Source organism: Metallosphaera yellowstonensis MK1, assembly GCF_000243315.1.
Classification (GTDB): domain Archaea; phylum Thermoproteota; class Thermoprotei_A; order Sulfolobales; family Sulfolobaceae; genus Metallosphaera; species Metallosphaera yellowstonensis.
This window is the reverse complement of record NZ_JH597770.1, coordinates 600,743-626,801: the sequence shown is the minus strand read 5'-3', so window position 1 is coordinate 626,801 and position 26,059 is coordinate 600,743. Positions and strand designations below refer to the sequence as shown.

28 protein-coding genes are annotated in these 26,059 nt (G+C 50.0%); 21 read left to right on the top strand and 7 right to left on the bottom strand.

The features are described 5' to 3' along the window. Positions 1-9: 9 nt before the first annotated feature. Positions 10-618: a tRNA(Phe) 7-((3-amino-3-carboxypropyl)-4-demethylwyosine(37)-N(4))-methyltransferase gene (locus METMK1DRAFT_RS14255; RefSeq protein WP_009075454.1), complete on the top strand. Its 609-nt coding sequence runs from the start codon at positions 10-12 to the stop codon at positions 616-618. On the opposite strand, the gene METMK1DRAFT_RS14250 is transcribed toward METMK1DRAFT_RS14255, so the two are convergent. Genes METMK1DRAFT_RS14250 through metG form a run of 3 tightly spaced genes read right to left on the bottom strand, consistent with a single transcriptional unit; the run spans position 568 to position 2,517 of the window. Continuing rightward, the gene (locus tag METMK1DRAFT_RS14250; protein WP_009075452.1) at positions 568-1,200 is read right to left on the bottom strand and encodes a 7-carboxy-7-deazaguanine synthase QueE; all 633 of its coding nucleotides are present in this window, start codon (positions 1,198-1,200) and stop codon (positions 568-570) included. The two genes, METMK1DRAFT_RS14255 and METMK1DRAFT_RS14250, sit on opposite strands and share 51 nt — an antisense overlap. Further along, the gene (locus tag METMK1DRAFT_RS14245) at positions 1,181-2,179 is read right to left on the bottom strand and encodes an NOG1 family protein (RefSeq protein WP_009075450.1); all 999 of its coding nucleotides are present in this window, start codon (positions 2,177-2,179) and stop codon (positions 1,181-1,183) included. Before METMK1DRAFT_RS14245 ends, METMK1DRAFT_RS14250 begins: the two co-directional genes overlap by 20 nt. Beyond that, complete coding sequence (gene metG, locus METMK1DRAFT_RS14240; RefSeq protein ID WP_009075447.1) at positions 2,173-2,517, bottom strand: methionine--tRNA ligase subunit beta; 345 nt, start codon at positions 2,515-2,517, stop codon at positions 2,173-2,175. The genes METMK1DRAFT_RS14245 and metG overlap by 7 nt, the downstream gene beginning before the upstream one ends. 100 nt (positions 2,518-2,617) lie before the next feature. Between metG and purC the strand changes: the two genes are divergently transcribed. The 15 genes from purC to lysX all read left to right on the top strand — a co-directional run bounded on the left by purC (position 2,618) and on the right by lysX (position 19,756). Next, a complete protein-coding gene (gene purC / locus METMK1DRAFT_RS14235) occupies positions 2,618-3,319 on the top strand; it encodes a phosphoribosylaminoimidazolesuccinocarboxamide synthase (protein WP_009075445.1) in 702 nt (233 codons plus the stop codon). Beyond that, positions 3,320-3,589, top strand: coding sequence for a phosphoribosylformylglycinamidine synthase subunit PurS (locus tag METMK1DRAFT_RS14230; RefSeq protein WP_009075443.1), 270 nt, complete (start codon positions 3,320-3,322; stop codon positions 3,587-3,589). Beyond that, complete coding sequence (gene purQ / locus METMK1DRAFT_RS14225; protein ID WP_009075440.1) at positions 3,570-4,238, top strand: phosphoribosylformylglycinamidine synthase I; 669 nt, start codon at positions 3,570-3,572, stop codon at positions 4,236-4,238. The genes METMK1DRAFT_RS14230 and purQ overlap by 20 nt, the downstream gene beginning before the upstream one ends. Next, entirely contained in the window at positions 4,235-6,343 is a 2,109-nt protein-coding gene (gene purL / locus METMK1DRAFT_RS14220) for a phosphoribosylformylglycinamidine synthase subunit PurL (protein WP_009075438.1), read from the top strand. The genes purQ and purL overlap by 4 nt, the downstream gene beginning before the upstream one ends. After that, positions 6,340-7,677, top strand: coding sequence for an amidophosphoribosyltransferase (gene purF, locus METMK1DRAFT_RS14215; RefSeq protein ID WP_009075436.1), 1,338 nt, complete (start codon positions 6,340-6,342; stop codon positions 7,675-7,677). The genes purL and purF overlap by 4 nt, the downstream gene beginning before the upstream one ends. A gap of 5 nt (positions 7,678-7,682) precedes the next feature. Continuing rightward, positions 7,683-8,894, top strand: coding sequence for an amidophosphoribosyltransferase (locus tag METMK1DRAFT_RS14210; protein ID WP_009075434.1), 1,212 nt, complete (start codon positions 7,683-7,685; stop codon positions 8,892-8,894). Next, a complete protein-coding gene (gene purD, locus METMK1DRAFT_RS14205; RefSeq protein WP_009075433.1) occupies positions 8,894-10,327 on the top strand; it encodes a phosphoribosylamine--glycine ligase in 1,434 nt (477 codons plus the stop codon). The genes METMK1DRAFT_RS14210 and purD overlap by 1 nt, the downstream gene beginning before the upstream one ends. Continuing rightward, positions 10,321-11,292: a phosphoribosylformylglycinamidine cyclo-ligase gene (gene purM / locus METMK1DRAFT_RS14200; protein ID WP_048088040.1), complete on the top strand. Its 972-nt coding sequence runs from the start codon at positions 10,321-10,323 to the stop codon at positions 11,290-11,292. The genes purD and purM overlap by 7 nt, the downstream gene beginning before the upstream one ends. A gap of 55 nt (positions 11,293-11,347) precedes the next feature. Next, positions 11,348-11,794: a PRP11 family protein gene (locus METMK1DRAFT_RS14195; protein WP_009075430.1), complete on the top strand. Its 447-nt coding sequence runs from the start codon at positions 11,348-11,350 to the stop codon at positions 11,792-11,794. 144 nt (positions 11,795-11,938) lie between these two features. Beyond that, entirely contained in the window at positions 11,939-12,082 is a 144-nt protein-coding gene (locus METMK1DRAFT_RS14190) for a ribbon-helix-helix domain-containing protein (protein WP_009075428.1), read from the top strand. 89 nt (positions 12,083-12,171) lie between these two features. Beyond that, positions 12,172-13,347 carry an argininosuccinate synthase gene (locus tag METMK1DRAFT_RS14185; protein ID WP_009075425.1) on the top strand — a complete coding sequence of 392 codons (1,176 nt, stop codon included), beginning with the start codon at positions 12,172-12,174 and terminating at the stop codon, positions 13,345-13,347. Then, complete coding sequence (gene argH / locus METMK1DRAFT_RS14180; RefSeq protein ID WP_009075424.1) at positions 13,348-14,694, top strand: argininosuccinate lyase; 1,347 nt, start codon at positions 13,348-13,350, stop codon at positions 14,692-14,694. Further along, positions 14,669-15,778: a glutamine-hydrolyzing carbamoyl-phosphate synthase small subunit gene (carA, locus tag METMK1DRAFT_RS14175; RefSeq protein ID WP_009075421.1), complete on the top strand. Its 1,110-nt coding sequence runs from the start codon at positions 14,669-14,671 to the stop codon at positions 15,776-15,778. The genes argH and carA overlap by 26 nt, the downstream gene beginning before the upstream one ends. After that, a complete protein-coding gene (carB, locus tag METMK1DRAFT_RS14170) occupies positions 15,771-18,914 on the top strand; it encodes a carbamoyl-phosphate synthase (glutamine-hydrolyzing) large subunit (RefSeq protein ID WP_009075419.1) in 3,144 nt (1,047 codons plus the stop codon). Before carA ends, carB begins: the two co-directional genes overlap by 8 nt. Beyond that, positions 18,911-19,756: a lysine biosynthesis protein LysX gene (gene lysX / locus METMK1DRAFT_RS14165; protein ID WP_009075418.1), complete on the top strand. Its 846-nt coding sequence runs from the start codon at positions 18,911-18,913 to the stop codon at positions 19,754-19,756. The genes carB and lysX overlap by 4 nt, the downstream gene beginning before the upstream one ends. On the opposite strand, the gene METMK1DRAFT_RS14160 is transcribed toward lysX, so the two are convergent. After that, positions 19,753-20,361, bottom strand: coding sequence for a translin family protein (locus METMK1DRAFT_RS14160; protein ID WP_009075417.1), 609 nt, complete (start codon positions 20,359-20,361; stop codon positions 19,753-19,755). The two genes, lysX and METMK1DRAFT_RS14160, sit on opposite strands and share 4 nt — an antisense overlap. A 69-nt stretch (positions 20,362-20,430) precedes the next feature. Here METMK1DRAFT_RS14160 and METMK1DRAFT_RS14155 point away from each other — a divergent pair, with 69 nt between their 5' ends. Continuing rightward, positions 20,431-21,375, top strand: a complete 945-nt coding sequence (locus METMK1DRAFT_RS14155) for a 3-hydroxyacyl-CoA dehydrogenase family protein (protein WP_009075415.1) — start codon at positions 20,431-20,433, stop codon at positions 21,373-21,375. A gap of 160 nt (positions 21,376-21,535) precedes the next feature. Beyond that, positions 21,536-22,681, top strand: a complete 1,146-nt coding sequence (locus METMK1DRAFT_RS14150) for an RNA-guided endonuclease InsQ/TnpB family protein (protein ID WP_009075413.1) — start codon at positions 21,536-21,538, stop codon at positions 22,679-22,681. A 341-nt stretch (positions 22,682-23,022) separates the two neighbouring features. Here METMK1DRAFT_RS14150 and METMK1DRAFT_RS14145 read toward each other — a convergent pair whose 3' ends face one another. Continuing rightward, positions 23,023-23,583 (bottom strand): cupin domain-containing protein, encoded by a 561-nt coding sequence (locus METMK1DRAFT_RS14145; RefSeq protein ID WP_009075411.1) that lies wholly within the window; start codon positions 23,581-23,583, stop codon positions 23,023-23,025. A gap of 39 nt (positions 23,584-23,622) precedes the next feature. Between METMK1DRAFT_RS14145 and METMK1DRAFT_RS16825 the strand changes: the two genes are divergently transcribed. Beyond that, positions 23,623-23,808: a hypothetical protein gene (locus METMK1DRAFT_RS16825; protein ID WP_009075409.1), complete on the top strand. Its 186-nt coding sequence runs from the start codon at positions 23,623-23,625 to the stop codon at positions 23,806-23,808. Between the two features lie 353 nt (positions 23,809-24,161). Here METMK1DRAFT_RS16825 and METMK1DRAFT_RS14140 read toward each other — a convergent pair whose 3' ends face one another. After that, positions 24,162-24,710 carry a VIT1/CCC1 transporter family protein gene (locus METMK1DRAFT_RS14140; protein WP_048088039.1) on the bottom strand — a complete coding sequence of 183 codons (549 nt, stop codon included), beginning with the start codon at positions 24,708-24,710 and terminating at the stop codon, positions 24,162-24,164. 51 nt (positions 24,711-24,761) lie between these two features. On the opposite strand from METMK1DRAFT_RS14140, the gene METMK1DRAFT_RS14135 reads away from it, so the two are divergent. Both METMK1DRAFT_RS14135 and METMK1DRAFT_RS14130 read left to right on the top strand, forming a co-directional pair. Further along, positions 24,762-25,142 carry a hypothetical protein gene (locus tag METMK1DRAFT_RS14135; protein ID WP_009075405.1) on the top strand — a complete coding sequence of 127 codons (381 nt, stop codon included), beginning with the start codon at positions 24,762-24,764 and terminating at the stop codon, positions 25,140-25,142. A 31-nt stretch (positions 25,143-25,173) separates the two neighbouring features. Beyond that, positions 25,174-25,659: an adenosine-specific kinase gene (locus METMK1DRAFT_RS14130; RefSeq protein WP_009075404.1), complete on the top strand. Its 486-nt coding sequence runs from the start codon at positions 25,174-25,176 to the stop codon at positions 25,657-25,659. Here METMK1DRAFT_RS14130 and METMK1DRAFT_RS14125 read toward each other — a convergent pair. Then, positions 25,588-26,025, bottom strand: coding sequence for a DUF309 domain-containing protein (locus METMK1DRAFT_RS14125; protein ID WP_009075402.1), 438 nt, complete (start codon positions 26,023-26,025; stop codon positions 25,588-25,590). The two genes, METMK1DRAFT_RS14130 and METMK1DRAFT_RS14125, sit on opposite strands and share 72 nt — an antisense overlap. Positions 26,026-26,059 lie beyond the last annotated feature (34 nt).

Here is a 26,059-nt window from a genome sequence, read left to right as displayed (position 1 = left end):
AAATCGGCGATGGACTCGTGGGAAGAGGCTAAGCGACAAGCCATGGAGAGGTTAATTAGGGATAGAGAAATAGGTTATCTGGATCCGGATATCTGGGATCTACTTTGGGCGTTCTTTAAGAGGGGGAAGTCGTTCACTTACAGTAGCTGTAGTGGAAGGATAACCGTGATTGACGCGGACTATCCTTGGTCGAGGAGGGGGTCGGCGGTGGTCTTCAAGAACCATTTGGGTATTACCGAAGAGGATCTGACTGGAGTACTGAGTAAAGGGGCGCTACACAGGTTGTGGTTAGTCGTTCAGGGGCCGATCCTTCACGTTTACACTAAGGACATGGGGGAAGCCTGGGAGATACTCAGGATAGCCAGGCTGGCCGGTTTCAAACACAGCGGGATAATGACAGTAAATTCCAAGGGAATCCTGGTGGAGCTGCGGACCGGGATAAAGTTGACTCACCTCCTCAAGGGAGAGGAAACTGAAGATCCTGAGGTGAGACCGCTAGTCAAGCTGGCCAATGAGGTACTGACCAGAGGAAAGGAAAAGATGGAGATGTTGAGAATCCAGGTTGAGTCATCTGTAAGAAATGATCCTGTGAAGTTGGGGCAAAACCCTAAAGGGTAGCCTCATCTCCATTACCTTGTCCGCTAGTTCCTTCAGAGCCTGAAGGTAATCTCTCCTGTTACCGTCAGGTTGGACTATGACCTTCTCTTTCCTTATTCCTTGAGACTCCACGAAGTCCTTAACTTCCCTGAGGTCTACCTCTGGGTTGACTATCACGAACTTGTAATATGTCGCCCAATCGTCGCTGAAGTCGTACCTCAGTTTATAGCCGGAGTTGGATAGCTTAGGAGACACGGAGAACACGTCAACTACCTTCCTCACCTCCTCTCTGGGCTTCACCGTACCGTTGGTTTCAACTGCCACCTTAAATCCCTTGTTCTTCAGAGCATCCGCAAGGGGGAAGATGTCCTGGAGTAGTGGCTCCCCTCCTGTCACGGTGGTCCATTGCGGAGTGGTGTCCAGGGAGTCCAGTATCTGCTCTAGAGTCATGGGTCTCCCGTCAGATCTTATCCAGGAATATTTGGTATCGCACCATGTGCACCTCAAATTACAACCGGCTAATCTGATGAAGTTGGAGGGCGAGCCTATTAGAAGTCCCTCCCCTTGTATGGAGGAGAATATTTCAACAATCCAGTAGATCACTTATATCAGGGGAAACTTCCTTCAAGCGAATAAAAATTTCCCTCTTGAGTTCTACCATACCCTCACCCTTTTCTGCGCTCAGCTTCAGCACTCTCTCCTGGTTCAACTTCTGGGCCAACGCGTCGAAGAGCTCCTGATTTACGTCGTCCACCTTGTTGAAGACCGTGACTACAGGTCTTCCCATCCCGGTGACTTCCCTGTATATGGAGAGCTGTTCCCCAGCATCGTAAAGGGATGAGTTGGAGACATCGAACATGAAGATCACTATCCCCCTAAGGTTCCTTATGGCGTTCACGGCCTTCCTCTCTATGACGTTCCTCTCACTGTCCGGTCTGTCCAATATACCTGGAGTATCTAACACTTGGATCTTGACCCCACAGTTCATGTGTCCCACATGTACTTCCTTGGTGGTGAACGGAAAACTGGCTATCCTGGGTTTGGCCGATGAGATCTTGGAGACCAATGTGGATTTTCCAACGTTAGGCGGACCTGCAATTATTATTGTGGGAAGGTCTGGGTCTACGGACTTTGCCTTAGAGAGTTCCCTCGTGACCTCGGCTAACCAAGTTATACACTCCCTACCGTCCCTCAGTACTGAGGCGGCCCTTCCGAAACCTGTCCTCATGAGGGTGTTCGCTCTCGCCTCTGGGCTCCTCTTGATTTGTTCCACGTAATTCTCCAGGAGCCTGCTCGCCACGTTCACCTTCCTCCTCACCTGTGCCAGGCACCTCTTGACCTTGTCCAATGACCCAGCGGTTATCTCAAGTGAGGTGAGATAAAAGGGATGGAGCCGGTCTAACTTGGGGAAAGAGTTCAGGAACCTATTGTATGTCTGTAAAGCGTCCCTGAAGTGTATCAGCCTCCTTATCTCCCTGTCCTTCACTGTTACTCCTTGAACGTCCCTAAGCCTCCTCAACTCCCTTCTTATCAGCTCCTCGGGATCGGGAGGTAGTGTGACGCCCTCAAAAGGATTTAACATACCCTAGTTCCCGGAGGTACTTCATCGTTAACCGTCAGGACGGAAGGTTTAACTCCCCTCTCCTCATCTTCCTTGCAACCTGCAGCCAATATCATCCCTTGACTTTCGTATCCCCTTATCACCCTAGGTTTGAGGTTGACCAAGACGATCACTCTCTTACCTACTAAGCTCTCCGGATTGTAATACGGAGCTATACCTGAGATTATTTGCCTAGTTCCCGACCCCACGTCTACCAGGAGCTTGAGGAGTTTGGTTCCCTCTATCCTCTCTGCCTGTTTGACTATCCCCACCCTCATCTCCACCTCTTGGAATTCGTCAATGGTGATCTCCATGGGCATTCAGGAGGAACCTCTAATTTAATATGTGTGTTTACTTAAACAAGTAAATGTTTCACGGAGATGAAGATGCATTTTTAAGCTAGTTGTGTTAACAAGCAATATGGAGAAGTTAGGGGAGGGAAAGACCAAGGAGGTCTACCTTCTGGACGGTCAACACGTTCTGTTGAGGTTCAAGGACTCAATAACTGCTGGGGACGGGGCTAAGTCTGACGTGTTACCAGGGAAGGGAGTCCTCAACGCTCAGACTTCAGCCATACTCTTCAGGTTGTTGGAGAGACACGGCGTGGAGACACACTACGTAGGGATGGAGGACGAGAGGACCATGATCGTAAAAAGGCTTAAAATGGTCCCTGTGGAGGTGGTGCTGAGGAACGTAGCTACGGGTAGCATAGTGAAGAGGCTACCCATAGGGGAGGGAGAGGTATTCCAACCCCCCATAGTGGAGTTCTTCCTGAAGGACGATACTAGACATGATCCTCTCCTCAATTATCATCACATGAGATACCTCAAGTTGTTCTCAGAGGAAGAGGCCAGAAAAGTGGAGGACTTAGCGGTCAAGGTAAACGAAGTCCTGAAGAAGGTGGTTGAAGAGGCAGGCTTTGTCCTCTACGACTTTAAGCTCGAGTTCGGGAGGCTGGACAACAGGTTGATATTGGGAGATGAACTGTCCCTGGACTCCATGAGAGTTAGGGACAGGAGCGGGAGGATCTTAGATAAGGACTTGTATAGGAGAGGCTTCCCTCTAGAGGTCGTGAGGGACTCCTACTCCGAGTTCCTGGATAAACTCAGGAGAGTGGTTTAGATGTACGCAGTGGAGCTAATAATAGTGAACAAGGACGGCGTCAGGGATCCGGAGGGGGAGACCATAAAGAGGTTCGTCATCGAGGAGCAGTACTCTGGGATTATAGGCGAGGTGAAGGCAGGAAAGTACGTGAGGTTCCTGGTGGAGGCTAAGTCCAAGGATGAGGCTGAATCCTTGGTCAAGAGGATAGCTGAAGAGAAGAGACTGTTCAACCCTATCGTTCACAAGATCATCGTGAGGAGTGAGAGGGTTGAGGACGGCAGTCCTTAAGTTTCCAGGCACGACCTGCGAGGAAGACGTAGTCAAGGCACTGAGGCTGGTGAAAGCTGAGGCCGAGGTGGTCAAGTTCAATTCCTTCGACCCAGACAGGTATCAGGGGGTGGTGATACCTGGTGGTTTCAGTTTCGGAGACTACCTCAGGGCCGGAACCATAGCAGCCAACAGCGAGGCCATGAAGGGGGTGAGGGAGATGGCAGACCAGGGCAAGTTGGTCCTCGGGATTTGTAACGGCTTCCAAATACTTGTAGAGTCTGGAATACTGAAGGGAGCCCTCCTCCCCAATCTGAAACTCAGGTTCATCACCAAATGGACTTACGTGAGGGTGAGCAGAAAGGACACGCCATTCACCAGAGGTATCAAGGACGTACTACTGATGCCCATAGCACACGCTGAGGGGAGATATTATCTGGAGGACGAAGAGGAGGCCAGAGAGCTGGCGGTCTTCCAGTACTCTAATCCCTCCGGGCTGGTGGTGGAGGAGGTGAACCCTAACGGTTCCGTGCAAAACGTGGCAGGCATCGCAAATCAAGCTGGGAACGTGATAGGGCTTATGCCACACCCAGAGAGAGCGTCTTTCTCTAAACTAACTCCAGACGGGTCTACAGATGGTCTAGAGATCCTCAGGGTGTTTGGGAAATGATGCTTACTTTGTCCTCAAAGGAAATGGAACTGGTTAGATCCACTCTGGACAGGGAACCCAACGAGGCTGAGTGGAAGGTCGTAGATGCGCTTTGGTCGGAACATTGTTCCTACAAGAGTTCCAAGACTTTCCTCAGGAGCTTGCCCACTACTGGGCAAGGAGTTATAATGAGCGTGGAGGATTGGCAAGACGCAGGTGCGGTGGACGTCGGTGACGGATGGGCTCTGGTCCTGAAGGTGGAGAGCCACAACCACCCTTCGGCTGTGGATCCTTACAACGGTGCAGCCACTGGTGTGGGCGGAATCTTGAGGGATATAATAAGCAAGGGAGCCAGGCCCATAGCACTGTTGGACATGATAAGGGTTGGAGGACTGGACGCCAAGGGGAAGTGGCTCCTAAAGAACATCATAGCTGGAATAGCTTCCTACGGTAATAGCGTGGGAGTTCCAGTGGTTGGAGGAGAACTATCCTTCGACCCCACCTACACCGATAACCCTTTGGTGGACGTGGCTTGTGTGGGCGTGGTGAAGGCTAGCGAGATCGTACCCAGCGTCGTGAGAACTCCTGGACTTAAGCTAGTGCTCGTGGGTTTCACTGGGTTAGATGGCATTGGAGGGGCGTCCTTCGCGTCAAGGAAACTCAGCGGGATGGATGAGATAGGGGCTGTCCAGATAGCAGACCCCTTTGCAGGTAAGATCCTGATCGACGCGACGCTGGAGGTTAGAGGAAAGGTGGAGGCCATGAAGGATCTGGGTGGGGGAGGTTTGGCCGTGGCCGTGACAGAAATGGCCAACGGTCTCGGGGCAAGGGTGCAACTGGAGAGGGTCCCCCTCAGAGTGAAGGGCATGAGCCCCGAAGAGATCATCATTTCAGAGACGCAGGAGAGGATGCTCTTCGCCGTTAAATCTGAGAATGTCCAAGAAGTGTGCAGAGCCTTTGAGGACTACAACTATCCATGTGAGGTCATCGGGGAGATCGTGAGTGAACCCAGAATTACCTTCACTTACGAGGGTAAAGTTGTAGTTGACCTTCCTTCCCAACTCTTACTGTCACCTCCCCTCTTCGTCTGGCCCATGAACAGGAAGGTCAGGACTGAGGAGGTGAAAGAGGTCTCCGTGAGGGAAGCCCTATCGACCATACTCCTTCATCCTGACTTGGGCAACAAGGAGTGGGCCTACTCGCAGTTTGACTATGAGGTCGGAGTATCTACACTGGTTAAGCCAGGCCAGGCTGACAGTGCGGTGATCGAGTTGCCCAACGGGAGGCAAATCGCCGTCAAAGGGGACGCCAATCAAGACCTTTGCGAAGTCGACGCGTACGAGTGCGGAAAGGCCATAGTCGCTGAGGCGTTCAGGAATTTAGCTTCAGTGGGAGCTAGAGGGATCGCCGCAGTGGATCACCTTCAGTTCGGGGATCCGAGGAAGCCGGAGGTCTACCAAGACTTCGTTGATAGTATCAGGGGGATATCAGAGGCAGCTAAGTTCTTCTCCGTCCCCATAGTTGGAGGGAAGGTATCGTTCCACAATGAGGACAAGAATGGGAACCCCATAAAACCTACACCTCTCATAGTAATGGCTGGACTGGTAGAGGGAAAGTACCTGAAACCACGAGTAGAAGAGGGATGGTTAGTCCTGCTGGGAATTACGAGGAATGAGCTGAGGGGTACGCTCTTCTCGAGACTCTTTGGAGGGAGAGGGGAGGTAGCCAGGGCCAGGCTCATGGAGGACCTCCTAGCAAGTGAGTTGATAATCAAGGCCATCAATGAGTCCAAGCTAACCTGGAATAAGGACATCAATAAGGGAGGTCTGGCAGGATCACTATTGCCCATTCTGGCGTCAGGGCACGCAGTACACATCAATACTAAAGCTGTTATTGGCACCAGGGACCTGCTCTCCATATTGTTCTCTGAGAGTGGGGGAAGATTCCTGGTGCTGACCGACGACCCACATTGGTTCCACATTCAGGCGTCCAGGAAGGGGATTGTGGCCTCTACCATAGGCAAGGTCACGAAGGGCAAGGCTTCACTGTTCCTTGACGACGTCGAACTTCCGTTGGAGAGGGAAGTAGAAAGATACCTGAACATGCTTGAGGAGGAGCTAAGTTGATCAGGGAGCATTGTGGGGTATTTGGCGCAGTAGGGGAGGGGTCAGTGAAGCTCACCTATGAAGGGCTGAAGCTACTTCAGCACAGGGGACAGGAGTCAGCTGGAATCTCCTGGACAAAGGATGGTAGGGTTAAGCTAGTGAAGGGGCTAGGTCTGGTGGGTGAGGCCATAGATCCGGAGAGGTTGGAGGAATCAGAGGCGTCCATAGGCCACGTCAGGTACTCCACCACCGGTTCAACCACACTGGAGGAGGCTCAGCCCTTGGGAAACGATAGAATCTCCGTGTCCTTTAACGGCACCATAACCAACTACTTCATGCATGGGGATTACCCCACTGACACTGAATTCATTCTGACCTTCCTGGAGAGGGAAATGAAGGGGGGAAAGCCCCTGAAGGAGTCGTTAAAGGGTTTCATGGACGTGGCAGACGGGGCGTACTCACTGCTCGTGCTAGCCCGTGACGGTACTGTGTTGGCTGTGAGGGACCCTAGAGGGTTCAGGCCTCTGGTGCTGGGAAAGATCAATGGGGCGTGGGTAGTCTCCTCCGAAGACTCGGTGATAAGACAACTCGGTGGACAGGTCATAGGTTCTGTTCATCCTGGAGAGTTGGTAGTAATTCAAAGGGGTGGAATTAAGAGGGAACAGGTATTTCACATGTTGGGAACCACGTGTGCCTTTGAGTACATCTATTTCGCAAGAAGTGACTCCGTGATAGACGGGGTGTCGGTCTACTCTGCCAGGATTAAGCTGGGCGAGATCCTTGCGGAGAGACATCCGGCCAGGGCCGACGTCGTAGTCCCTGTCCCTGAATCGTCTCGGCCAATTGCCTTGGGTTTCTCCAGGAGGAGTGGGATTCCACTGGAGGAAGCCTTGGTCAGGACCGTATATTCCAAGAGGTCTTTCATTATGCCCTCCAACGAGAAGAGAAACGAAGTCCTTAAGGAAAAGTTTGGCCTCGTGGACGTGGCGGTGAGGGACAAGAGGGTGGTACTGGTGGACGATTCCATAGTCAGAGGGAATACCATGAACAGGATAGTGAGCTCCTTGAGAGGTGCGGGAGCGAGGGAGATACACGTCAGAATAGGATCTCCCATGATAAGATATCCGTGTTATATGGGAATAGATTTCCCCAAGAGATCCGACCTGTTGGCCAGATCCGGAGACTTAAGACGAATAGCCGAGGAAATAGGTGCAGACAGCGTGGAGTACCTTACAGTTGAGGAAATGGAGCTGGCCATAGGCAAGAGAACCATCTGTGAGGCATGCTTCACCGGTGACTACCCCCTGAGGGGAAAATATGACCTCTCCTCACTGGAGAGGGTCTTCTCTAGGTGATAAATATGGCTGGAATAGTAGGCATATTAGCCTTCGATCAAGTATGGAACGTCTCTAAGTTCCTCTACTACTCCCTAGTGGGTCTTCAACACAGGGGATACGCGACCAGCGGAGTCGCTCTACTGGACGGAAAAATCAGAGAGAAAATCAATGACGTACCGCCGGAGGACTTGGAGGTGGACATAGGAGGATGGGCTGGACTGGGATACGCGGGAACCAGGAGAGGATACCCAGTGGTCACAGACGACGCTGCCCTCGTGATAGACGGCGTAATAAAGGTGGACTTGAACGAGTTCTCCAAGAGACTAGTCACCGATCCAGAGTCAGCCATACTTAGTGCCAAGGGAGCATTCTCGCTCATAGCCTTGACTAGGGATGGAAACCTGATAGCATATAGAGATGAGACCGGATTGAGGCCGTTGGCCTTAGGAGGCTTCGGCTTCGACATGGGTATTATTGCCTCGGAACCTGTGGCTATGTGGGTTATTGGGGGAGAGTTCAGGCGAGAGGTCAAACCTGGAGAGATGATCCTCATGTCAAGACTCAACGTTTCAACCAAGCAGTTGAGGGAGCCCAGGAAGGCCTACTGCTCCATAGAGTACGTATATCAGGCTAGAATTGACAGTTACGTTAACGAAAGTGAGGTGTATCAAGTTAGGGTGAGGATAGGAGAACTGCTGGCAGAGGAGAGGCCTCTTGAGGCCGACGTAGTGATAGGGGTTCCGGACACCGCGCTCCCCTTCGCCCTGGGATACTCGAGGAGGCTGAATATACCGCTAGAACTGGGTTTCACCAGGACAGGAAGTCCCATAAGGACCATGTTGGCCTCGGACGATTTCCTCAAAATTGTGGGAGTTCAATTGAAACTCAATCCGGTCAGAGGAGCAGTTCATAGTAAGAGAGTCGTCCTCATTGACGATTCCATGGTCACAGGTACTACATTAAAGAACACCATAGCTAGCCTGAGAAGATTGGGAGCCAAGGAGGTTCACGTTCTCATCGGGAGTCCGAAGTTGGTCTCCCCTTGTCCTTACGGGGTGGAGGTGCCAGAAGAGAAAGAGCTCATAGCAGCTAACCTGCGGGAGGAGGAGATAGCCAAGGTATTAGGCGCTGACTCGATACATTGGCTCTCCCTGGAGGGTTTAAGGAGAGCTCTGACCTCTTCCTCCCTTTGCATGGGATGCATGACCAGGAGTTACCCGAAGGTGATTCAATAATGAAGGTACTCTTAATAGGAGAAGGTGCCAGGGAACATGTCCTGGCTGAGTCCCTGGGTAACTCATCGGAGTCCTACAGGGTGTATGCCTTATCCTCTTACATTAACCCAGGTATCATGGAGGTGGTGAGGAAGACAGGCGGAGAGTACCTGAGAGGAAACGTAAGTTCCCAAGAGGACGTGAGAGAGGCCATAAGGACGGTGGGGCCGGATTTCGGAGTGGTGGGTCCTGAAGATCCATTATTTCACGGTGTAGCGGACGAGTTCAGGAAAGAGGGGCTTCCAGTCATAGGTCCCTCTAAGACTTGCTCCCAGATCGAGAAGTCAAAGGTATGGATGAGAGAACTGATGTGGAAGTACCAAATAGACGGGAGGCTGAGGTTTAGGGCATTCACCAGCCTGGAGGAGGCCTCAAAGTTCATCATGGAGTATGGCGGATCTGTGGCCGTGAAACCGTCAGAGCAGGTAGGGGGGAAGGGAGTCAAGGTAGTAGCTGATCTACAGGCCTATCTATCTAAAGAGAAAAGGAGTGCCCTGAGCAGGAGCGTGGACGAGATAGGTTCCCTGGTCAAAAGCGAGGTGAAGATAATCATAGAGGAGAAAGTGGATGGACCCGAGTATACTCTGCACGTGTTGACAGACGGGTATTCATACCTCCCTCTTCCCCTGGCTCAGGATTACAAACACGCATACCAGGACGGAATAGGTCCTGAGACTGGCGGGATGGGTTCAATATCAGGACCTGGTAACCTATTACCTTTCATCACGCGGGAGGAATATGAGAAGACCTTTGAGATAGTGAAGAGAACCGCTGAGTCCATATCGAAGGAGACCGGGGATACGTATAGAGGTTTCATCTCTGGACAGATGATGCTTACGGAGCTCTGGGGGCCTACAGTCATAGAGTTTTACTCCAGGATGGGGGATCCAGAGACCTCCGCCATAATTCCCAGGATAAGCTCGGACTTCGGCAGAATCCTTCAGTTAGCTGCTGAGGGAAGGTTAGCAAAAGCCATGTTAGAAGTCGTTCCAGAACCCGCTGTGGTGTGGGCAGTAGCTCCCCTGGGTTATCCCCTAAGGAGAGACCTGGCCTCTGGAAAGGAGTTTCAACTTGATCTAGAGAGAATGAGAGAGAAGGGTTGCAAGGTGTACTTCGGTTCCATCGCTTACGAAGGAGGGAAACTGATAAGCAAAGGCTCAAGAGCCTTAGAGTTAGTGTCCATAGGGGACTTCGAGGAGTCGAGCAGGAGACTGGAGTCCTGTGTCAAGCTGATCAACTCTAACACGGAGCTCATATATAGGACTGACATAGGGAGAGGGATCTGGGAACAGCAGGACAAAGCGGAGATAGTGAGGTACTCCTATCTTAATAGGGTGAAGAGAGGCACCTTGGGGGTCTCCAAGGATTGGTCGCCTAACGGTGGTCTCTGGTGAACGAGTACAGGGACTCCGGTGTCAATCTGGATAAATTGAGGGAATATCACGAGGGAATAAGGAGCCTGATATCCTCCACCTACAGGAGAACCATAGTGGGGGCAGGTCACTACGCCGGCGTAGTGAACATAAATGGGATAAACCTTGCAATACACACCGACGGTGTCGGCACCAAGACACTGTTGGCTCTGAGGACCAGGAAATTCAAACCCATAGGGATAGACTGCGTGGCCATGAACGTTAACGACCTAGTGTGTGTTGGAGCCAGACCAGTAGCTCTGGTGGACTACCTGGCCTTGGAGAGCGAGGACGATGAACTGGTGAAGGAAATCATTGAGGGTATCGTGGAGGGTGCCAAGGTCTCGGACTCCGAAGTTGTTGGGGGAGAGACCGCCATAATGAAGGGAGTGGTCAACGGTTTCGACGTCGCTTGCACTGCGTTGGGTGTAGTGGAGAAGACCAAATTAGGTAATGAGGTAAGACCTGGAGACGTCCTACTAGGTTTGGCCAGCGACGGGATACACGCGAATGGATATTCCCTCGTAAGGAAACTCATTGATGAAGGAAAACTGTCCCTCGAGGATTGGGAGGATGAGTTGATGAGACCGACCAGAATATACGTAAGAGAGGTGCTCTCGGTACTGGACTTGATAAAGGGCGCTGCCCACATAACCGGAGGAGCCTTCGCTAAGTTGAGGAGGATAACCGAGTACTCGTTAGAGATCAATCTTCCCGACCCTCCTGATGTCTTTAAGGAGATAGAGAGGGCTGGGGTGAGCCACAGAGAGATGCATAGAGTCTTCAATATGGGAATTGGGATGATACTCTTCGTCCCTGAGGATACCGTAGAGGAGGTTGAGAATAAACTGTCGAACAGAGTGAAGACCTACAGGTTAGGGAAAGTAAGGGGAGATCAAGGCAAGATAAAGCTGAGGTCGTACAAAAATCAAATTCTTGATATATAGAATTTTATCAATTCCTTTTAAACTCTAAATCTCTAAGCAGTGTTTAGTGGCTAGTATGAAGCCAGTTGATATAAAGTCTCTCGTAAATTACGTATCTCTAAAAATCCTAGGAGGTAGCGACTATCTATTGGACGCTCTAGAGGAGTACTTAGTGGACGGAGAAGGTCCAGCCATAGTGGCTCACAAGTACAACATCTCCAAACATCAGCTTAGGGGGTATGCACAGAGGATCATCGAGAAGAGCGGAAGCGAGATAAGAGCAAAGAAGGTCATTCCGATCCTCAAATACATTTCAAAAGGCGTCGAACCCATAATCACAAGAAATGACAGCGGCGCATACACATGCAAGATCTGCAACACCGTTGTTGCTAGAGAGGACACTGAAGAGCACGTTAGAAAATATCACAAGGATCAGCTGACGTTGGCAGTAAAATCCATGATGGAGAGATTGGAGGAGTATAGGGCCAAGAAGGAGAAGGCAGTGGCTGTGGCCACCACATAACTTTATAAGGTTTTCCCACCTTCTCCTGCCTATTCTGAATTTAATTTTAGTAGTGGCCTAAAGAGTTTCTTATCAATCTTTTCAACTTGGTTACAGGGTCTAAACGTTTTATATTACCTTTTACAAAGTATTACTGGATGACGCATGCGTAAGGTCGTAAGCGTAAGATTGAAAGAAGAAGTAATAAAGGAAATAGATGCTCACCTTCAGGATGTGGGTGCCGAAAACAGGACGGACTTCATCCTCAAGGCAATAGATTTCTTTCTCAACAAAGTGGGAAAGGTCTAAAGGATTCCTTCAACATACTATGTCTAGAGAAATACGTTAGTCTGATTTTCTCCATAGCTTATAACTCAGGTAGTTTCGCATTCAGTGAAATGAAAATAGTGCTCGCGTACTCTGGCGGTCTAGATACTACTGTGGCCATAAGGTGGTTAAAGGAAACCTATAGTGCAGAGGTCGTCAGCGTGAGTGTGGATGTGGGTCAAAGAGATGACTTCAAGAAGATAGAGGAGAGAGCGTACGTAGCTGGTGCCGTTAGGCATTACCTGGTTGACGCCAAAAGGGAGTTCGCTGAAAAGTTCGCGTTTAGGGACGTAATGATGAATGGCCTCTATGAGGAAGTATACCCGCTCTCAACTGCTCTGGCCAGGCCTCTAATTGCACAAAAGGTCATTGAGGTAGCAAAGAAAGAGGGAACAAACTATGTGGCTCACGGCTCAACGTCCAAGGGTAACGATCAGGTCAGATTCGATCTAACCCTAATGAGTCTCATGGAAGACGCGAAGATAATTGCACCTGCAAGAATATGGAAAATGACGAGGGAGGATGAGATCAAATACGCCAAGGAGAAGGGAATCCCCATAAAGACGGAAAGTAGTAAGTATAGCATAGACGAGAACCTCTGGGGAAGGAGTATAGAGGGTGACGTTATTTCCGACCCAGCAGTAGAGGTCCCAGAGGACGCTTTCGAGTGGACCGTCCCAAGAAAGAACGACAAGTTGAAGCTCGAGATAGAGTTTGAGAGGGGTATTCCGGTCAAGGTAAATGGGGAGAGGATGGATACAGTACAACTGATCTCCAGGTTGAACGAGGAAATTGGAGCTAGAGGTTTTGGAAGAGTAGAGCACTTGGAGAACAGGGTCGTAGGCTTTAAGTCCAGGGAAGTCTACGAGGCCCCAGCAGCGCTCACCTTAGTTTACGCTCATCGGGACCTGGAGAAGACAGTCCTGACCCCCGAGGAGTTTAGGTTTAAGAGAATGATAGATTCCCTTTGGTCGGATTTAGTCTATCGAGGCCTTTGGCTCGAGCCTTTGAGGGAAGTGTTAGATCATGCCGGCGACGATCTCAACAGGTGGGTTAATGGAGAGGTTAAGGTGGAGGTAGAGGGGAAGGCCATGAGGATCTTGGGTAGGAGCTCTCCCTACTCCCCATACTCTGAAAAAATTTCCAGTTACAATAGGGGGTGGTACCCCTCAGATGAGATGGCAAGAGGGTTCATCGAGATCTGGGGTATGCACTCCATCCTGGCCAGGAAGGCGAGGTACGGGTAGATGCTCTACAGGAAGTGGGGAACGGAAAAAGATCCAGTGCTTTGGTACACGTCGTCGTACCAAGACGATACCGAAATATTAGAACAAGTGAAGTTGGTGATGAAGGCACACGTCGTTGAGTTATTTCTCTCAGGTTACATATCGAGAGAGGCCTGCAGGATCCTCATTCAGGGGATAAACGCGTTTAAGGAGATCGGGAAGAACTACGAGGATATACATGAGGCACTGGAAGATCACCTCCTCAAGTTTGCCGGGGACTTTGGGGGTATGGTGGGATTTGGGAGGAGCAGGAACGACCATGTGGCAACAGCCCTGAGGTTGAAGATGAGGGAGGAACTCATCTCGCTACTTGAGGAACTGTTGCAACTGAGAGGGACTCTGATCAGGAGGGCCCAGGATGAGACCACTACGCTATTTCCTTCCTTCACACACTTCCAGCCTGCCCAACCCACGAGCTTTGGTCATTATCTCCTTTACGTAGAGGAGGAACTAGCTCAACGCTGGGAAATGATATTCTCAGCCCTCAGACTGGTGAACAGATCTCCCTTGGGGAGCGGTGCCGTTGTTGGCACCTCAGTGGCCTTAAACAGGGAGAGAGAGGCCAATATTCTGGGATTTGAGGGGGTCATAACTAACACGATCTCTGCCACGTCCTCGAGGGCTGACCTTATCTCTGCAAGCATGGAAGTAGGAGTGCTCATGTTGGTACTCAGCAGGGTTGCTGAGGACTTGATACTGCTATCCTCCAAGCTGACTAACATTATCCAGTTGCCTGACGAGCATGTAAGTACAAGTTCTTTGATGCCACAGAAGAGAAATGCCGTCACCATGGAGATACTCAGGGCTAAAACCTCAGAGGTGTTGGGGGCCTTGATGACCCTCTCCTCCATCTATAAGTCCCTACCCTCGGGGTACAATCTAGACCTCCAGGAGATGAACCCAGAATACTGGGCGATATTGAGCGAGGCCAGGAAGGCCGTCTATATTCTGCACGATTTGCTAAGTAAATTAAGGGTGAGGGACCCGAAGCTTGACGTCGAAACTTTATCCACGGATGAGGCTGAGTCTAGAGTTAAGGGGGATGTGAGTTATAGGACTGCCTACTTCGAAGTGGCGAAGTCCTTGAGGGAAGGGTCATTCCGTCCCTCCCTCACCTTCGAAGATTCCCTGGCCAGGAAAGCCGTGAAGGGTTCTCCCAATCCCTCCAAAATGAGGGAGAGTATTATGGAAGTGAAGAACAGACTGGAAACTCACGAAAGGGTGTTGAATGAGTATAAAAACCTGATTCTCAAAGGAATCGGGGAATTGAGGTCGATGGAAGATGACATACTGCAAGAGGGGTCTTGAGGGGTTCCTCTATACGGAGGACGGAACACTCCTCAGGGGGTGTGGCTTTGGGGCTAAGGGCATCAGATATGGGGAGGTGGTGTTCACTACCGCCATGAACGGCTATCCAGAGAGCCTCACCGACCCTTCATATAGGGGGCAGATACTGGTTATAACTCACCCGCTCGTGGGAAACTATGGTGTTCCGACCCCTCAGGTTGAGAACGGAATATTGAAGAACTTTGAGTCGGAGAGACTCCAAATTGAGGGCCTAGTGGTCACGGAAGAGACAGACCCTTACAAGTGGAATTCCTCCAGGAGTCTCCACCAGTGGTTGGAGGAAGGAGGCGTCCCAGGTGTGTCCAATGTGGACACAAGGATGATAGTGAAGAGGGTGAGGTCCTTGGGTTCCATGATGGGAGTCATTTCGTCGGGAGTGGAGGTAGAGGATCCAAGAAGTTACATACTCTCCAAGTACGACGAAATAGACTTCACCCAGTTCACCTCACCCAAATCCCCCATCGTGCATCATAACCAGGGAGATCTTCTGGTAGTCGTCGATTGCGGGATCAAACACGGCATCTTGGAGGAGATATACAAGAGGGGATTCACCGTGGTTAGGCTACCTTGCAAGTCCAGTGCAGACCAGATCATGGACTACTCGCCAAAGGGTGTAGTCTTCAGTAACGGTCCAGGGAATCCTAACCTGCTCACCGGGTTAGCCAAGACCTTCCTCGACGTAAAGGAGTACGGCATACCCATACTTGGAATCTGTTTAGGTCACCAGATAGCCACTGTGGCCCTTGGAGGCAAAGTTAAGAAGATGAAGTTTGGTCACAGGGCCATAAATAAGCCAGTCAAGGACCTGAGCGATGGAAGATGTTACATCTCCACTCACAATCACGGCTATGGGGTGTTCAAGGAGGATATACCCCCAGAGACACAGGTCTGGTTCGTAAACCCTGACGACGGAGTTGTGGAGGGATTACTTCATAGAAAACTTCCCATAATAACTACCCAGTTTCATCCAGAGGCTAGACCTGGTCCCATGGATACCACGTGGGTGTTTGACAAGTTCAAGAGGATGGTGAATAAGAATGCCTGACGTCAAGAAGGTCATCGTGGTGGGCTCCGGTCCCATCAAGATAGCTGAGGCTGCGGAGTTTGACTATAGCGGTTCTCAATCCCTAAAGGCCTTCAGGGAGGAGGGGATCGAGACCGTCCTAGTCAACTCTAATGTAGCCACAGTGCAGACCAGCTACAAAGTAGCTGACAAAATATACATGGTTCCCGTCACCTGGTGGGCCGTAGAGAAGGTGATAGAGCAGGAGAGACCTGACGCCATAGCCATAGGCTTCGGTGGACAGACCGCCCTAAACGTGGGAGTGGATCTCTTCAAGAAAGGAATCCTCCAGAAGTACGGGATCAAGGTATTGGGCACTCCCATAGAGGGAATAGAGAGGGCTCTGAGTAGAGAGAAGTTCAGAGAGACTATGATAGATGTCAAAATACCCGTCCCACCCAGCTTTTCTGCAAGATCGTCGGAGGAGGCCCTGGAGAAGGCAGAAAAGATAGGCTACCCAGTAATGGTGAGGGTCAGCTTCAACCTCGGAGGGAGAGGATCAACTGTAGCCTGGGATAGGGAGTCCCTGAGGAGTAGTATTGACAGGGCACTCTCCCAGAGCTATATAGGAGAGGTACTCGTCGAGAAATACCTCCACCATTGGAAGGAGTTGGAGTTCGAAGTGATGAGAGATTCAAAGGGCAACTCTGCAGTGATAGCCTGTGTGGAGAACCTAGACCCAATGGGAGTTCACACTGGGGAGTCCATAGTTATCACCCCGTGTCAGACCTTGGACAACAAAGAACTTCAGGAGATGAGGAGTCTTTCCACCATGGTCGCTAAGTCCATCGATCTCGTAGGGGAGTGCAACGTTCAGTTCGCCCTGAGTCCTAAGGATTACACGACCTACGTTATAGAGACTAACCCCAGGATGTCCAGGTCGAGTGCACTGGCCAGTAAGGCAACAGGTTATCCTCTCGCCTACGTCTCAGCAAAACTCGCCTTAGGCTACACGCTGGACGAAGTGTTAAACAAGGTGTCTGGTGCCACCTGTGCCTGCTTTGAGCCAAGCTTGGACTACGTGGTAATCAAAATACCCAGGTGGGACCTTCAGAAGTTTGAGGAAGTTGAGACCAGTCTTGGAACGGAAATGAAGAGCGTAGGCGAAGTCATGAGTATAGGCAGGTCCTTCGAGGAGGCTCTCCAGAAGGCAGTCAGGATGTTGGACTTGGGAGAACCGGGAGTAGTCGGAGGCAGAACATATCACTCGACCCTGAGCAAAGAACAGGCACTTGAGTTACTGAGGACAAGGAAACCCTACTGGCCTCTCTACGCAGCTAAGGCCTTTAAGGAGGGGGCGAGCTTGGAGGAAGTATATAACTCCACCGGGATAGATAAATTCTTCCTTAAGAAATTGGAAAACCTGGTCAAAACTTACGAAAGCCTGAAGGGCTCCAGGTTGGACAGCAGAAAGCTTCTCGAACTGAAAAAGTTGGGCTTCAGCGACGAGCAGATATCCAAGGGTATCGGAGTTTCGGAAGACAAAGTGTTTAAGACGAGGCTAGAACACGGTGTACTCCCGAAGGTCAAATTAATCGATACCTTAGCTGGGGAGTGGCCCGCTGTAACCAATTATCTCTACATGACTTACGTGGGCCAAGAGGACGACATAGAGCTCTCGTCTACGGGAAACAGGTTGCTAATAGTTGGTGCGGGGGGCTTCAGAATAGGGGTATCCGTGGAGTTCGACTGGGGAGTGGTATCGCTCATGCAGGCTGCCCTAAAGTACTTCGATGATGTGACGATCTTAAACTACAACCCAGAGACCGTCTCCACTGATTGGGACGTAGCCAGAAAGCTATACTTTGACGAAATATCTGTGGAGAGGGTCCTAGACATTGTAAACAAGGAGAGGTATACCTACGTGGCCACTTTCGCGGGTGGACAATTGGGAAATAACATTGCAAGGGAACTTGAGGAGAAAGGTGTGAGGCTCTTGGGATCCTCTGGCAAGAGTGTAGATAAGGCAGAGGATAGGGAGAAGTTCTCGTCACTCTTGGATTCCCTGGGAATAAAGCAACCGCCTTGGGTTTCAGCTACTGATATGGATCAGGTTAGGAAATTCGTGGAGAGCGTTGGGTTCCCTGTGTTACTGAGACCGAGCTATGTTCTCAGTGGGTCATCCATGAGGGTTATATGGAACTGGAAGGAGCTGGAGGAATTCGTAAAGGTCGCGAGACTCTCCACCAAGTATCCCATTGTGGTGAGCAAGTTCTTGGAGAACGCTTACGAGGCCGAGGTGGACGGAGTGAGTGACGGTAAAGGCGTTTTCGGGGTTGTCATAGAGCACGTGGAGGAAGCAGGGGTTCACAGCGGAGACAGCACCATGAGTATACCAACCAGGAAGATCCCCGAGTACACGGTTAGGGAGATGAGAAAGATCGCTCTATCCCTGGCAAGAGAAATAGAAATTAAAGGGCCCTTCAACTTGCAGTTCGTCGTGAAAGACGGTCTGCCATACGTCATCGAGCTCAACCTGAGGGCTAGCAGATCTATGCCCTTCACCAGCAAGGCCAAAGGTATAAACCTCATGGATGTGGCCATGAAGGCACTGATGGAGGGACTAGGGGTTGAGGATTTCGTGGAGCCAGAGAGCAAATCCTGGGCTGTTAAGTCGCCGCAGTTTTCCTGGACGCAGTTAAAGGGATCATATCCGTTTCTAGGGCCAGAGATGAGGAGTACTGGGGAGTCAGCGTCGCTGGGAGTCACTTTCCAGGACGCCCTACTGAAGAGTTGGCTCTCCTGCTCTCCCAACAGGATTCCTCAAAAGGGTAAGACAGCGTTGGTGTATGGGAAGGGCAACGAGGAGTACTTACAGATTGCAGCTAAGAACCTGGAGAACTTCGGCTTGACAGTGAAGACGCTGTCTGAGTATTCTGTCCCAGGGTACGACTGGGTGGAGCCCCAACTAGCACAAGAGCTCATTCACAAGGGTGAAATTGGGTTAGTGATAACCAATGGTTATCTGAAACGGTTGGATTATTCGGTGAGGAGGAGTGCGGTGGACTTTAACGTACCCCTAATCTTGAACGGTATATTAGGGGCAGAGATAGCTGCCGCCCTGGATACAGAGATGACATTTTTCGAGATGAGGAAATACGGGGGAGGGGTCTCGTGAAAGTAGCTCTGGTAGTAGACATAGTTAGACAAGAGGAGAAGTTACTGGTTAAGGCGCTAAATGATAGTGCCATCAGCTACGACGTCCTCAACGTCGCTCAGGAACCACTGCCCTTCAATAAGGCGCTCGCCCGATATGACGTGGCCATAATCAGGGCCGTGAGTATGTACAGGTCCCTGTATGCAGCTGCCGTGCTGGAGGGAGCGGGAGTACATACAATAAACTCTCCCGATGTCATAAGTGTGGCAGGAGACAAGATATTGACTTATTCCAAACTGTTTAAGGCAGGAATACAGATACCCCACTCTATCATAGCCATGTCTGCGGACTCGGTACTCAAGGCATATGAGCAGATGGGATTTCCAGTCATAGATAAGCCCCCCATAGGTAGTTGGGGGAGGATGGTCTCACTTATCAGAGACATCTTGGAGGGAAAAACTATAATCGAACATAGAGAGATGATGGGAAACTCTGCCCTCAAGGTTCACATCGTTCAGGAGTATATAACGGGGAAGAACAGGGACATAAGGTGTATAGTCTTGGGAGACGAGCTACTTGGATGTTACGCTAGGAATATACCCTCCAACGAGTGGAGGGCCAACGTAGCCCTAGGTGGAACGCCTTCCCCATTGGAGGTAGACGATAGCTTACGTGAAATAGCCCTCAAAGCAGTGAAAGTAGTAGGGGGAGAGTTTGTGTCCATAGACGTTTTAGAACATCAAACAAAAGGTTATGTAATAAATGAGCTCAACGACGTGCCTGAGTTCAAAGGCTTCATGCTAGCCACAGGGATAGACGTGGCGTCCAAGTTAGTGCAACACGTAAAGGAGAAGTTCTCCTAGTCCTCTTTTTCCCTTGTACCCATAACTTCAGCCAAGAACAGGTCGTGCCTGGTGTCCTCCACCAGCTTCCTGAGTGCGTCTATCTTCTGTCTAAGACCTGGGACCAGGGATTTAGGGTACTCCAACTTCCACAACTCCTCATATATCGTTTCCATCTCCTCCATGATCTCTCTTCCCTTGGCCTTATCGCCTTTTCGCAGGCTCTCAAGTACAGCTCTCCTCATCTCTCCCACGGCGTCAGCGATCCCAGTGATGTAATAGATGTCTGGTATTCCGAGCTCTTTGGGGAAGGACAACTGTACTCCAAAGTATAGGGAGAGGACTATTGTAGCCTCGCTCACCTCTTGGAACGCTGTCCCCACATCTCCTGCTAAGAGTTCCGGAAAGCTGTCCACTATGTTCCTGATCTCGGCTACCTTAGTTACAGCTTCAGAATATTTCCTCAGGGCCTCCTCTCTCCTCCCCCTGTGCGAAAGTGAGATAGTCTCGCCAGACAACCTGATTACCTCCCTTGCCATTAGGAGCAACTTCTCCCTACTCTCAAACCTAGATCTTAGCCTAGCTTCCACTGAAAGAATATACTCAGATATCTTATCTGACAGCATAAGAGGTAAGGTCTCGTCTCTTATAAAAGCCTTGTTAATGCTTATATTGTTTGAACTGTATAAGCACACATGATAAGACGAGCCGCAGTAGTGGGGGCTGGAGTGATAGGAGCCGGGTGGACAACCCTCCTGGCCTCAAAGGGATACGAAGTATCCTTCTACACCGAGAAGGAGGAGACTCTAACCAAGGGCTTAGCTAAGGTGAGAGGGTACCTGGAAGTGATGAAGACCAACTCCTTGATTCAGGAGGACGTAGAAAATGTGATGAAGAGGATTTCCACATTTAACGATCTTGAGAGCTCAGTTAAGGGCGCAGACATAGTAATAGAGGCTATCATAGAGGACTATGGAGCCAAAAAGGCCCTATTCTCGAAGTTAGATAAGATGTTGCACGGTGACGTAATACTAGCCAGCAGCACCTCTGGGCTCCTGATGACAGAAATTCAAAAGGCCATGGAGAGACATCCAGAGAGGGGGGTGATAGCCCATCCGTGGAATCCACCTCATCTCCTTCCCCTTGTGGAGGTAGTACCGGGTGAGAAGACGTCACAAGAGACGCTGGATAGAACTAAAGACTTCATGGAAAAACTAGACAGGGTAGTAGTGGTCCTCAAAAAGGAGGTTCCAGGATTTCTCGGGAACAGGCTAGCCTTCGCCTTGTTCAGGGAGGCCGTGCACCTGGTAGATGAAGGAGTAGCAACGGTGGAGGACATAGACAAGGTCATGACAGCGGCAATAGGCCTCAGGTGGGCTTTCATGGGTCCGTTCTTAACCTACCACCTGGGGGGTGGGGAGGGCGGATTAGAGTACTTCTTCAGTAGAGGCTTTGGGTACGGAGCTAACGAGTGGATGCACACTCTAGCTAAGTTCGATAAGTTTCCTTACACCGCAGTGAAGAAGGCAGTAGAACAGATGAAGGAGTATGCCTTCATCAAGGATAAGAGTTTCCAGGAACTGTCCCGTTGGAGGGACAAAAAACTTCTGGATGTATACCGCGTAGTATGGAGCAAGTGACCTAATTCTTCTCACGACTGAAGGAAGGTGAAAGTTTTTCCTGCATCGGGCTCACGTTTTCGCTACCAATTCACTTTCATGCTTTCATCTTTTGACACCTGAGACCCCGTCCATGAGGACGGGGAGCTAAGTATAAATGTGAATCAAAATATAAAAAAGATTGGGACGTTCCCTGAGGGCAGAAGTTAAAGTAGCAGTACAGGGGAAGATTCTGAACCCTAACAAAGAGAAGAGACACAAACTGAACGTCGTTCTAGAGAAGTACCTAAAAGCTGTGAAGTTCTTCGCTTCCTTTAAGATCAAGGATAAGAATCTTCTCCAACAGAAAGCGTACAAGGAGGCGAGAAGAAGGTTCGGTCTATCTTCCACTCTCACGCAGACTGCTAGGGACAAAGCAGTAGAACTGGTTAAGGCTAATGAGGGAAGAGAATTTCACGTGCATGAAGTATCAATGCGAGTGAACTACCGTGCTTTCAAGCTCGTGAGGAGGGACACTAAGTTAACACCTTATTGGTTGTACCTCAAGCTGGACGGTGATGGTGTGTGGTATCCAGTACAGTTCGGGGAAAGACAAAGACAGATGATAGTTGACGCCCTCTCTGACGACGGCGAGTGGTCTTTGCAACAGGTTGAACTCGTAAAGAGAGACGGAGAGTGGTACGCCTACTTCACCCTTGAAAAACCATTCAAGGATTTTGAACCACAAACACCTATAGGGATAGACCTGGGTGAAAAGAACTTAGCCACAGTAGTGGCACTAGTCGGTAAACCGACAAAGGGCACCTTCTTCAAGGGATCTAGAATCAAGGAAGTCAGGCACAGGCACTTCAACATCAGGAGGAAACTACAGGAAAAGAGAAGGTTGGACGTGTTCAAGAGGCTGAGAGGTAGAGAGAGAAGGATTGTGAACCACGAGCTTCACGTTATCTCCAAGGAGATTGTGGAATACGTAAAACAGTTCCCTTCTCCTGTGATAGTGATGGAGAAGCTCACGGGTATTAGAGAGAACTTCAAGAAGGGTAAGAAACTCAATAGGAGGTTTCACTCCTTACCCTTCAGGAAACTGCAGAAGATGGTGGAGTACAAGGCTAAGATACAAGGAATCAAGGTGGTATACATAGACCCTAAGAATACGTCCAAGACTTGCCACAGGTGTGGGTACGTTACCCACGTTGAAGGAAGGGAATATCGCTGTCCTAAGTGCGGTCTCAAGTACAACCGTGACCTGAACGCATCTATTAACGTAGCCCGTGCCTTAACGAGAGGTACGGGTCGGGGGTACGTAAACACCCCGAAGGGGACATGAAGGTGCGTCGTGAAGGCCACTGGAAACCCCAAAGCCCCGTCCGTGAGGGCGGGGTAGTTTACCTACATAGTAGGGATAGAGTGTTACAGAGAACTCCTCTCACTGGAGTCAGAACCCGCTGATCCTTCACATGAAAGGTTTAGGATAAGGGACAGCGGACACTAATCCTACGGTTCCTTTAAGCATCCATGAAGGAGTACCATTGATTTAACTAAAGAGTTTGGGAAAAAGTGTTTAAGCTCAGGTAGTCCATCTTTATCCTTTAAGGAACTTCTCCTCTCTAAAATGGAAAAATTGAAGCTCTCACGGCTCACCTGTAATGCCTTAAACCCCTTTTCCGTTCACTTCTTGACCTCACTCATCTCTTGCCTGAACTCCAATATCCCCATGTTCTCCAATAATCCTGAGTCTGTAACATCGAACAGTATAGCCTCCTCCTGCCCCTCATTCATATGACTATGCTCAATGTTGGCTGGGACTACAAAGACGTCTCCCTCACTCCAGCTGAAGACTTCTCCTCCTATTATGGAACTTCCCTCTCCTTTCACCACAATGTATATCGAGGCCATGTTATGAGAGTGAGGTTCAGTTCTTGCACCAGGGGCCAGATACTGGAAACCTGCCATCATGGTTGGTGTCAGTCCCCTAGACCTCCCCGTACTGGGGGAATAGAACATTACCTTTGCTACTCCTTTCTCAACTCTACCCATCTCAGCTAATCTCCTCAGTAACGGTAGCACATTAGAAAATTTGATGATCTTAGGCTTAACCGGAGGGGAAGGTTCGGTATATTCCATGAAAGTGACTACTCTTAAATCCTCGCCCTCTATCTCCTTTATCATGCCCTCTAATCCTTTTCTGATTTCCTCCTGTCTATCACGCCTGGATAGGAGTTTCGACATGGGTATAAATTGTTTAAGAAGTTTAAAAAGTGATCTCCAATGAATGTAGAATGCTACATCAAATTGAGCGACAGGACCTGTGTGGAAATATGTGGCTCTCTCGTATGTGACGAACTCACCGTGAGCGACTACGGCAGCTTATGTGAGAGATGTAAGTCTGGAGATGGGAGAGCATGTATGACGCTTTTCTCCAGGTATGGTTGCGATGGAGTAACACCGTGGTGACTTGAGAGCCGTTGTCAACTTCCGATAAACCGCGAGGTTTACGTACTCTATAGGCAAATAAAAATACAGTCACACCGGATGAGGTGGGAATATCCCGATAGGTGTGACGGCAAGTGCGTCAGGGATGTGCGGGTTTCCCAAAGGGCGGTAACACTGCGTTGAATGGGGTCATCCCGCTGGGGGGTAGGGTGAACGGGCCAGCCCTGACTCCGGTGAAGCTCAAGGCCTAGGATTGATACAAATTCATGAAAATTCAAAGAAGCCCAAACCCTATCGACGAGAACCAATGAGGGGAAGTGTCTCTATACTCGTCGAACTCAACTTTAGGATCTTCTGAGAGCGTCACATCATCATCACCTTGCCAACAGTACGGAGATGACTAGAGTCATGACTCCTCCAAGAGCTATGAATAGACCGGAACGTATCTTATCGCTGGTATTACCCTCGTAGGCGAACCCTAGCCCCAGGAGTTCCACTAGGGAGATCGCCGCACTGTATACTGTGCTCCCTGTTAAGTGGAAAGCTAAGAGCGATAACAGTCCTAGGAACGGCGAGACGCCGTGAGCCAGGACTGAGAGGACTACTGTCATCCTCATTCCGTAATCATAAATGGATCCCCTCAGACTCTTCATCATCTGCTTTTCCAGCCTGGCGAACTCCAGCCTTCTCTCCTTGAGTTCGACGATGAGTGAGTTCCAAGCGGAAGAGATGGCTACTGCCACCAGCGCGGTCACAATGGAGATGGTTATGACTTTGTCCGAAGCGCCAGCAAACGATGACGATACGAGTATGCCCAGTGAGACGAGTACTCCGTCGAAGGCCCCTAGAATCAGGTACCTCCTAAGTATGGGTCTCTCGTTCCTGAGGGAGTATCTTAGACCATCCAAGAACCTATCGAACACGTCCGATATATTGATTCAACTTAAATATTAGTCTTCTCAATTCCCCCTATCATGAGGAAAGGTCTCCTCCTAGTTGCCATGGCGGTCGTGCTCCTTCTGACGATAGGCGGAGTAGTGGTAGCCTCCTCCTACAAAACTCAAGTGGATGTCCAGCCACTCGGGGGAAGCAGTAATGGGGGGTACTACACCCTAAAGGTGAAGGTTCTCATCAATTACGGCTATTTTGGCGGGACGCAGCCCCTTGGAGACGCAGTAGTTTGGGTCTACGGTAACGGATTTCATCAAAACTTCACTGCACCTGACGGCGTAGCTATGTTCCTCTTACCCGCTGGTAATTACACCGTCTTCGTAACACAACTCCATTACAAGATACACGTCGAGGTTAACCAGAATGAGGAGATCGTGCTTAATTACGCTTACCTGGTCAGCTAAACTTTAATTTTGAAAATTTGTAACTGAGTGCATGGTAAAGCTTGACGTGGTTAGGATAGACATCCCTGAAGGAACTAACGTCATTCTTGGTCAGTCACACTTCATAAAGACGGTTGAAGACATATATGAGGCTCTAGCGTCCTCCTCTCCCGCGTTAAAGTTCGGGTTGGCCTTCTCCGAGGCCAGCGGTAAGAGACTCATCAGATACGATGGCAATGATAAGGAGCTCATAGATCTTGCAATAGAGGCGTGCAAGAGGATAGGAGCAGGTCACACATTCGTCATATACCTAAAACAAGGTTATCCCATAAACGTTCTGAACAGAGTTAAGGCTGTGGAGGAGGTAGTTAAAATTCATGCGGCCACAGCAAACCCACTTCAGGTCATAGTGGCGGAGACTGAACAGGGGAGGGGAGTACTGGGAGTGGTAGACGGAATGTCTCCCCTAGGTGTTGAGACCGAGGCGGACGTAAAGGAGAGGAAGGAGATCCTCAGGAAGTTCGGATATAAGAGATAGAGCTCTCTCTAGGATCTCGTCAGACACTCTCCAGCTTTTCCTGAACTTTATCATGGAGGCCATGAGAAGTATGAGAGCCTGGAGGTACTTCTTTTCGTAACCTTGAGACCTCCTCCACACTTCTTCCAGGAGCTCGTGTGCCTCCCAAAACCTGCATTGATTGAGGAGGTCCCAGAGCGATTCTTTAGTCTTCCCCACCTCTATCACGAACAGCGGATCCCCCAAAGACTTCTTCGCTTCCTCGAGGTCACCTATCACGTCCACTTCCTTGTACAGGCACTCCCTCACCTCCACTATCTTGAATCCTACTGAGGACTGGAGAGTGACCTGTTTGTCCAGGGGGTAGAACAACAGAAACCTGGTCATATAGCCTTTTATGTCACAAAGATAAGGTAAATAT

Coding starts and splice junctions, on each gene's coding strand:
- METMK1DRAFT_RS14145 (WP_009075411.1), bottom strand. CDS start 23,583: ATGTCGAAACTCCTATCCAGGCGTGATAGACAGGAGGAAATCAGAAAA.
- metG (WP_009075447.1), bottom strand. CDS start 2,517: ATGCCCATGGAGATCACCATTGACGAATTCCAAGAGGTGGAGATGAGG.
- carA (WP_009075421.1), top strand. CDS start 14,669: ATGACATACTGCAAGAGGGGTCTTGAGGGGTTCCTCTATACGGAGGAC.
- METMK1DRAFT_RS14230 (WP_009075443.1), top strand. CDS start 3,320: ATGTACGCAGTGGAGCTAATAATAGTGAACAAGGACGGCGTCAGGGAT.
- argH (WP_009075424.1), top strand. CDS start 13,348: ATGCTCTACAGGAAGTGGGGAACGGAAAAAGATCCAGTGCTTTGGTAC.
- METMK1DRAFT_RS14130 (WP_009075404.1), top strand. CDS start 25,174: ATGGTAAAGCTTGACGTGGTTAGGATAGACATCCCTGAAGGAACTAAC.
- METMK1DRAFT_RS14245 (WP_009075450.1), bottom strand. CDS start 2,179: ATGTTAAATCCTTTTGAGGGCGTCACACTACCTCCCGATCCCGAGGAG.
- purC (WP_009075445.1), top strand. CDS start 2,618: ATGGAGAAGTTAGGGGAGGGAAAGACCAAGGAGGTCTACCTTCTGGAC.
- METMK1DRAFT_RS14155 (WP_009075415.1), top strand. CDS start 20,431: ATGATAAGACGAGCCGCAGTAGTGGGGGCTGGAGTGATAGGAGCCGGG.
- carB (WP_009075419.1), top strand. CDS start 15,771: ATGCCTGACGTCAAGAAGGTCATCGTGGTGGGCTCCGGTCCCATCAAG.
- METMK1DRAFT_RS14210 (WP_009075434.1), top strand. CDS start 7,683: ATGGCTGGAATAGTAGGCATATTAGCCTTCGATCAAGTATGGAACGTC.
- METMK1DRAFT_RS14160 (WP_009075417.1), bottom strand. CDS start 20,361: ATGCTGTCAGATAAGATATCTGAGTATATTCTTTCAGTGGAAGCTAGG.
- METMK1DRAFT_RS14125 (WP_009075402.1), bottom strand. CDS start 26,025: ATGACCAGGTTTCTGTTGTTCTACCCCCTGGACAAACAGGTCACTCTC.
- METMK1DRAFT_RS14255 (WP_009075454.1), top strand. CDS start 10: ATGGACTCGTGGGAAGAGGCTAAGCGACAAGCCATGGAGAGGTTAATT.
- METMK1DRAFT_RS16825 (WP_009075409.1), top strand. CDS start 23,623: ATGAATGTAGAATGCTACATCAAATTGAGCGACAGGACCTGTGTGGAA.
- METMK1DRAFT_RS14190 (WP_009075428.1), top strand. CDS start 11,939: ATGCGTAAGGTCGTAAGCGTAAGATTGAAAGAAGAAGTAATAAAGGAA.
- METMK1DRAFT_RS14195 (WP_009075430.1), top strand. CDS start 11,348: ATGAAGCCAGTTGATATAAAGTCTCTCGTAAATTACGTATCTCTAAAA.
- METMK1DRAFT_RS14135 (WP_009075405.1), top strand. CDS start 24,762: ATGAGGAAAGGTCTCCTCCTAGTTGCCATGGCGGTCGTGCTCCTTCTG.
- METMK1DRAFT_RS14185 (WP_009075425.1), top strand. CDS start 12,172: ATGAAAATAGTGCTCGCGTACTCTGGCGGTCTAGATACTACTGTGGCC.
- purL (WP_009075438.1), top strand. CDS start 4,235: ATGATGCTTACTTTGTCCTCAAAGGAAATGGAACTGGTTAGATCCACT.
- purD (WP_009075433.1), top strand. CDS start 8,894: ATGAAGGTACTCTTAATAGGAGAAGGTGCCAGGGAACATGTCCTGGCT.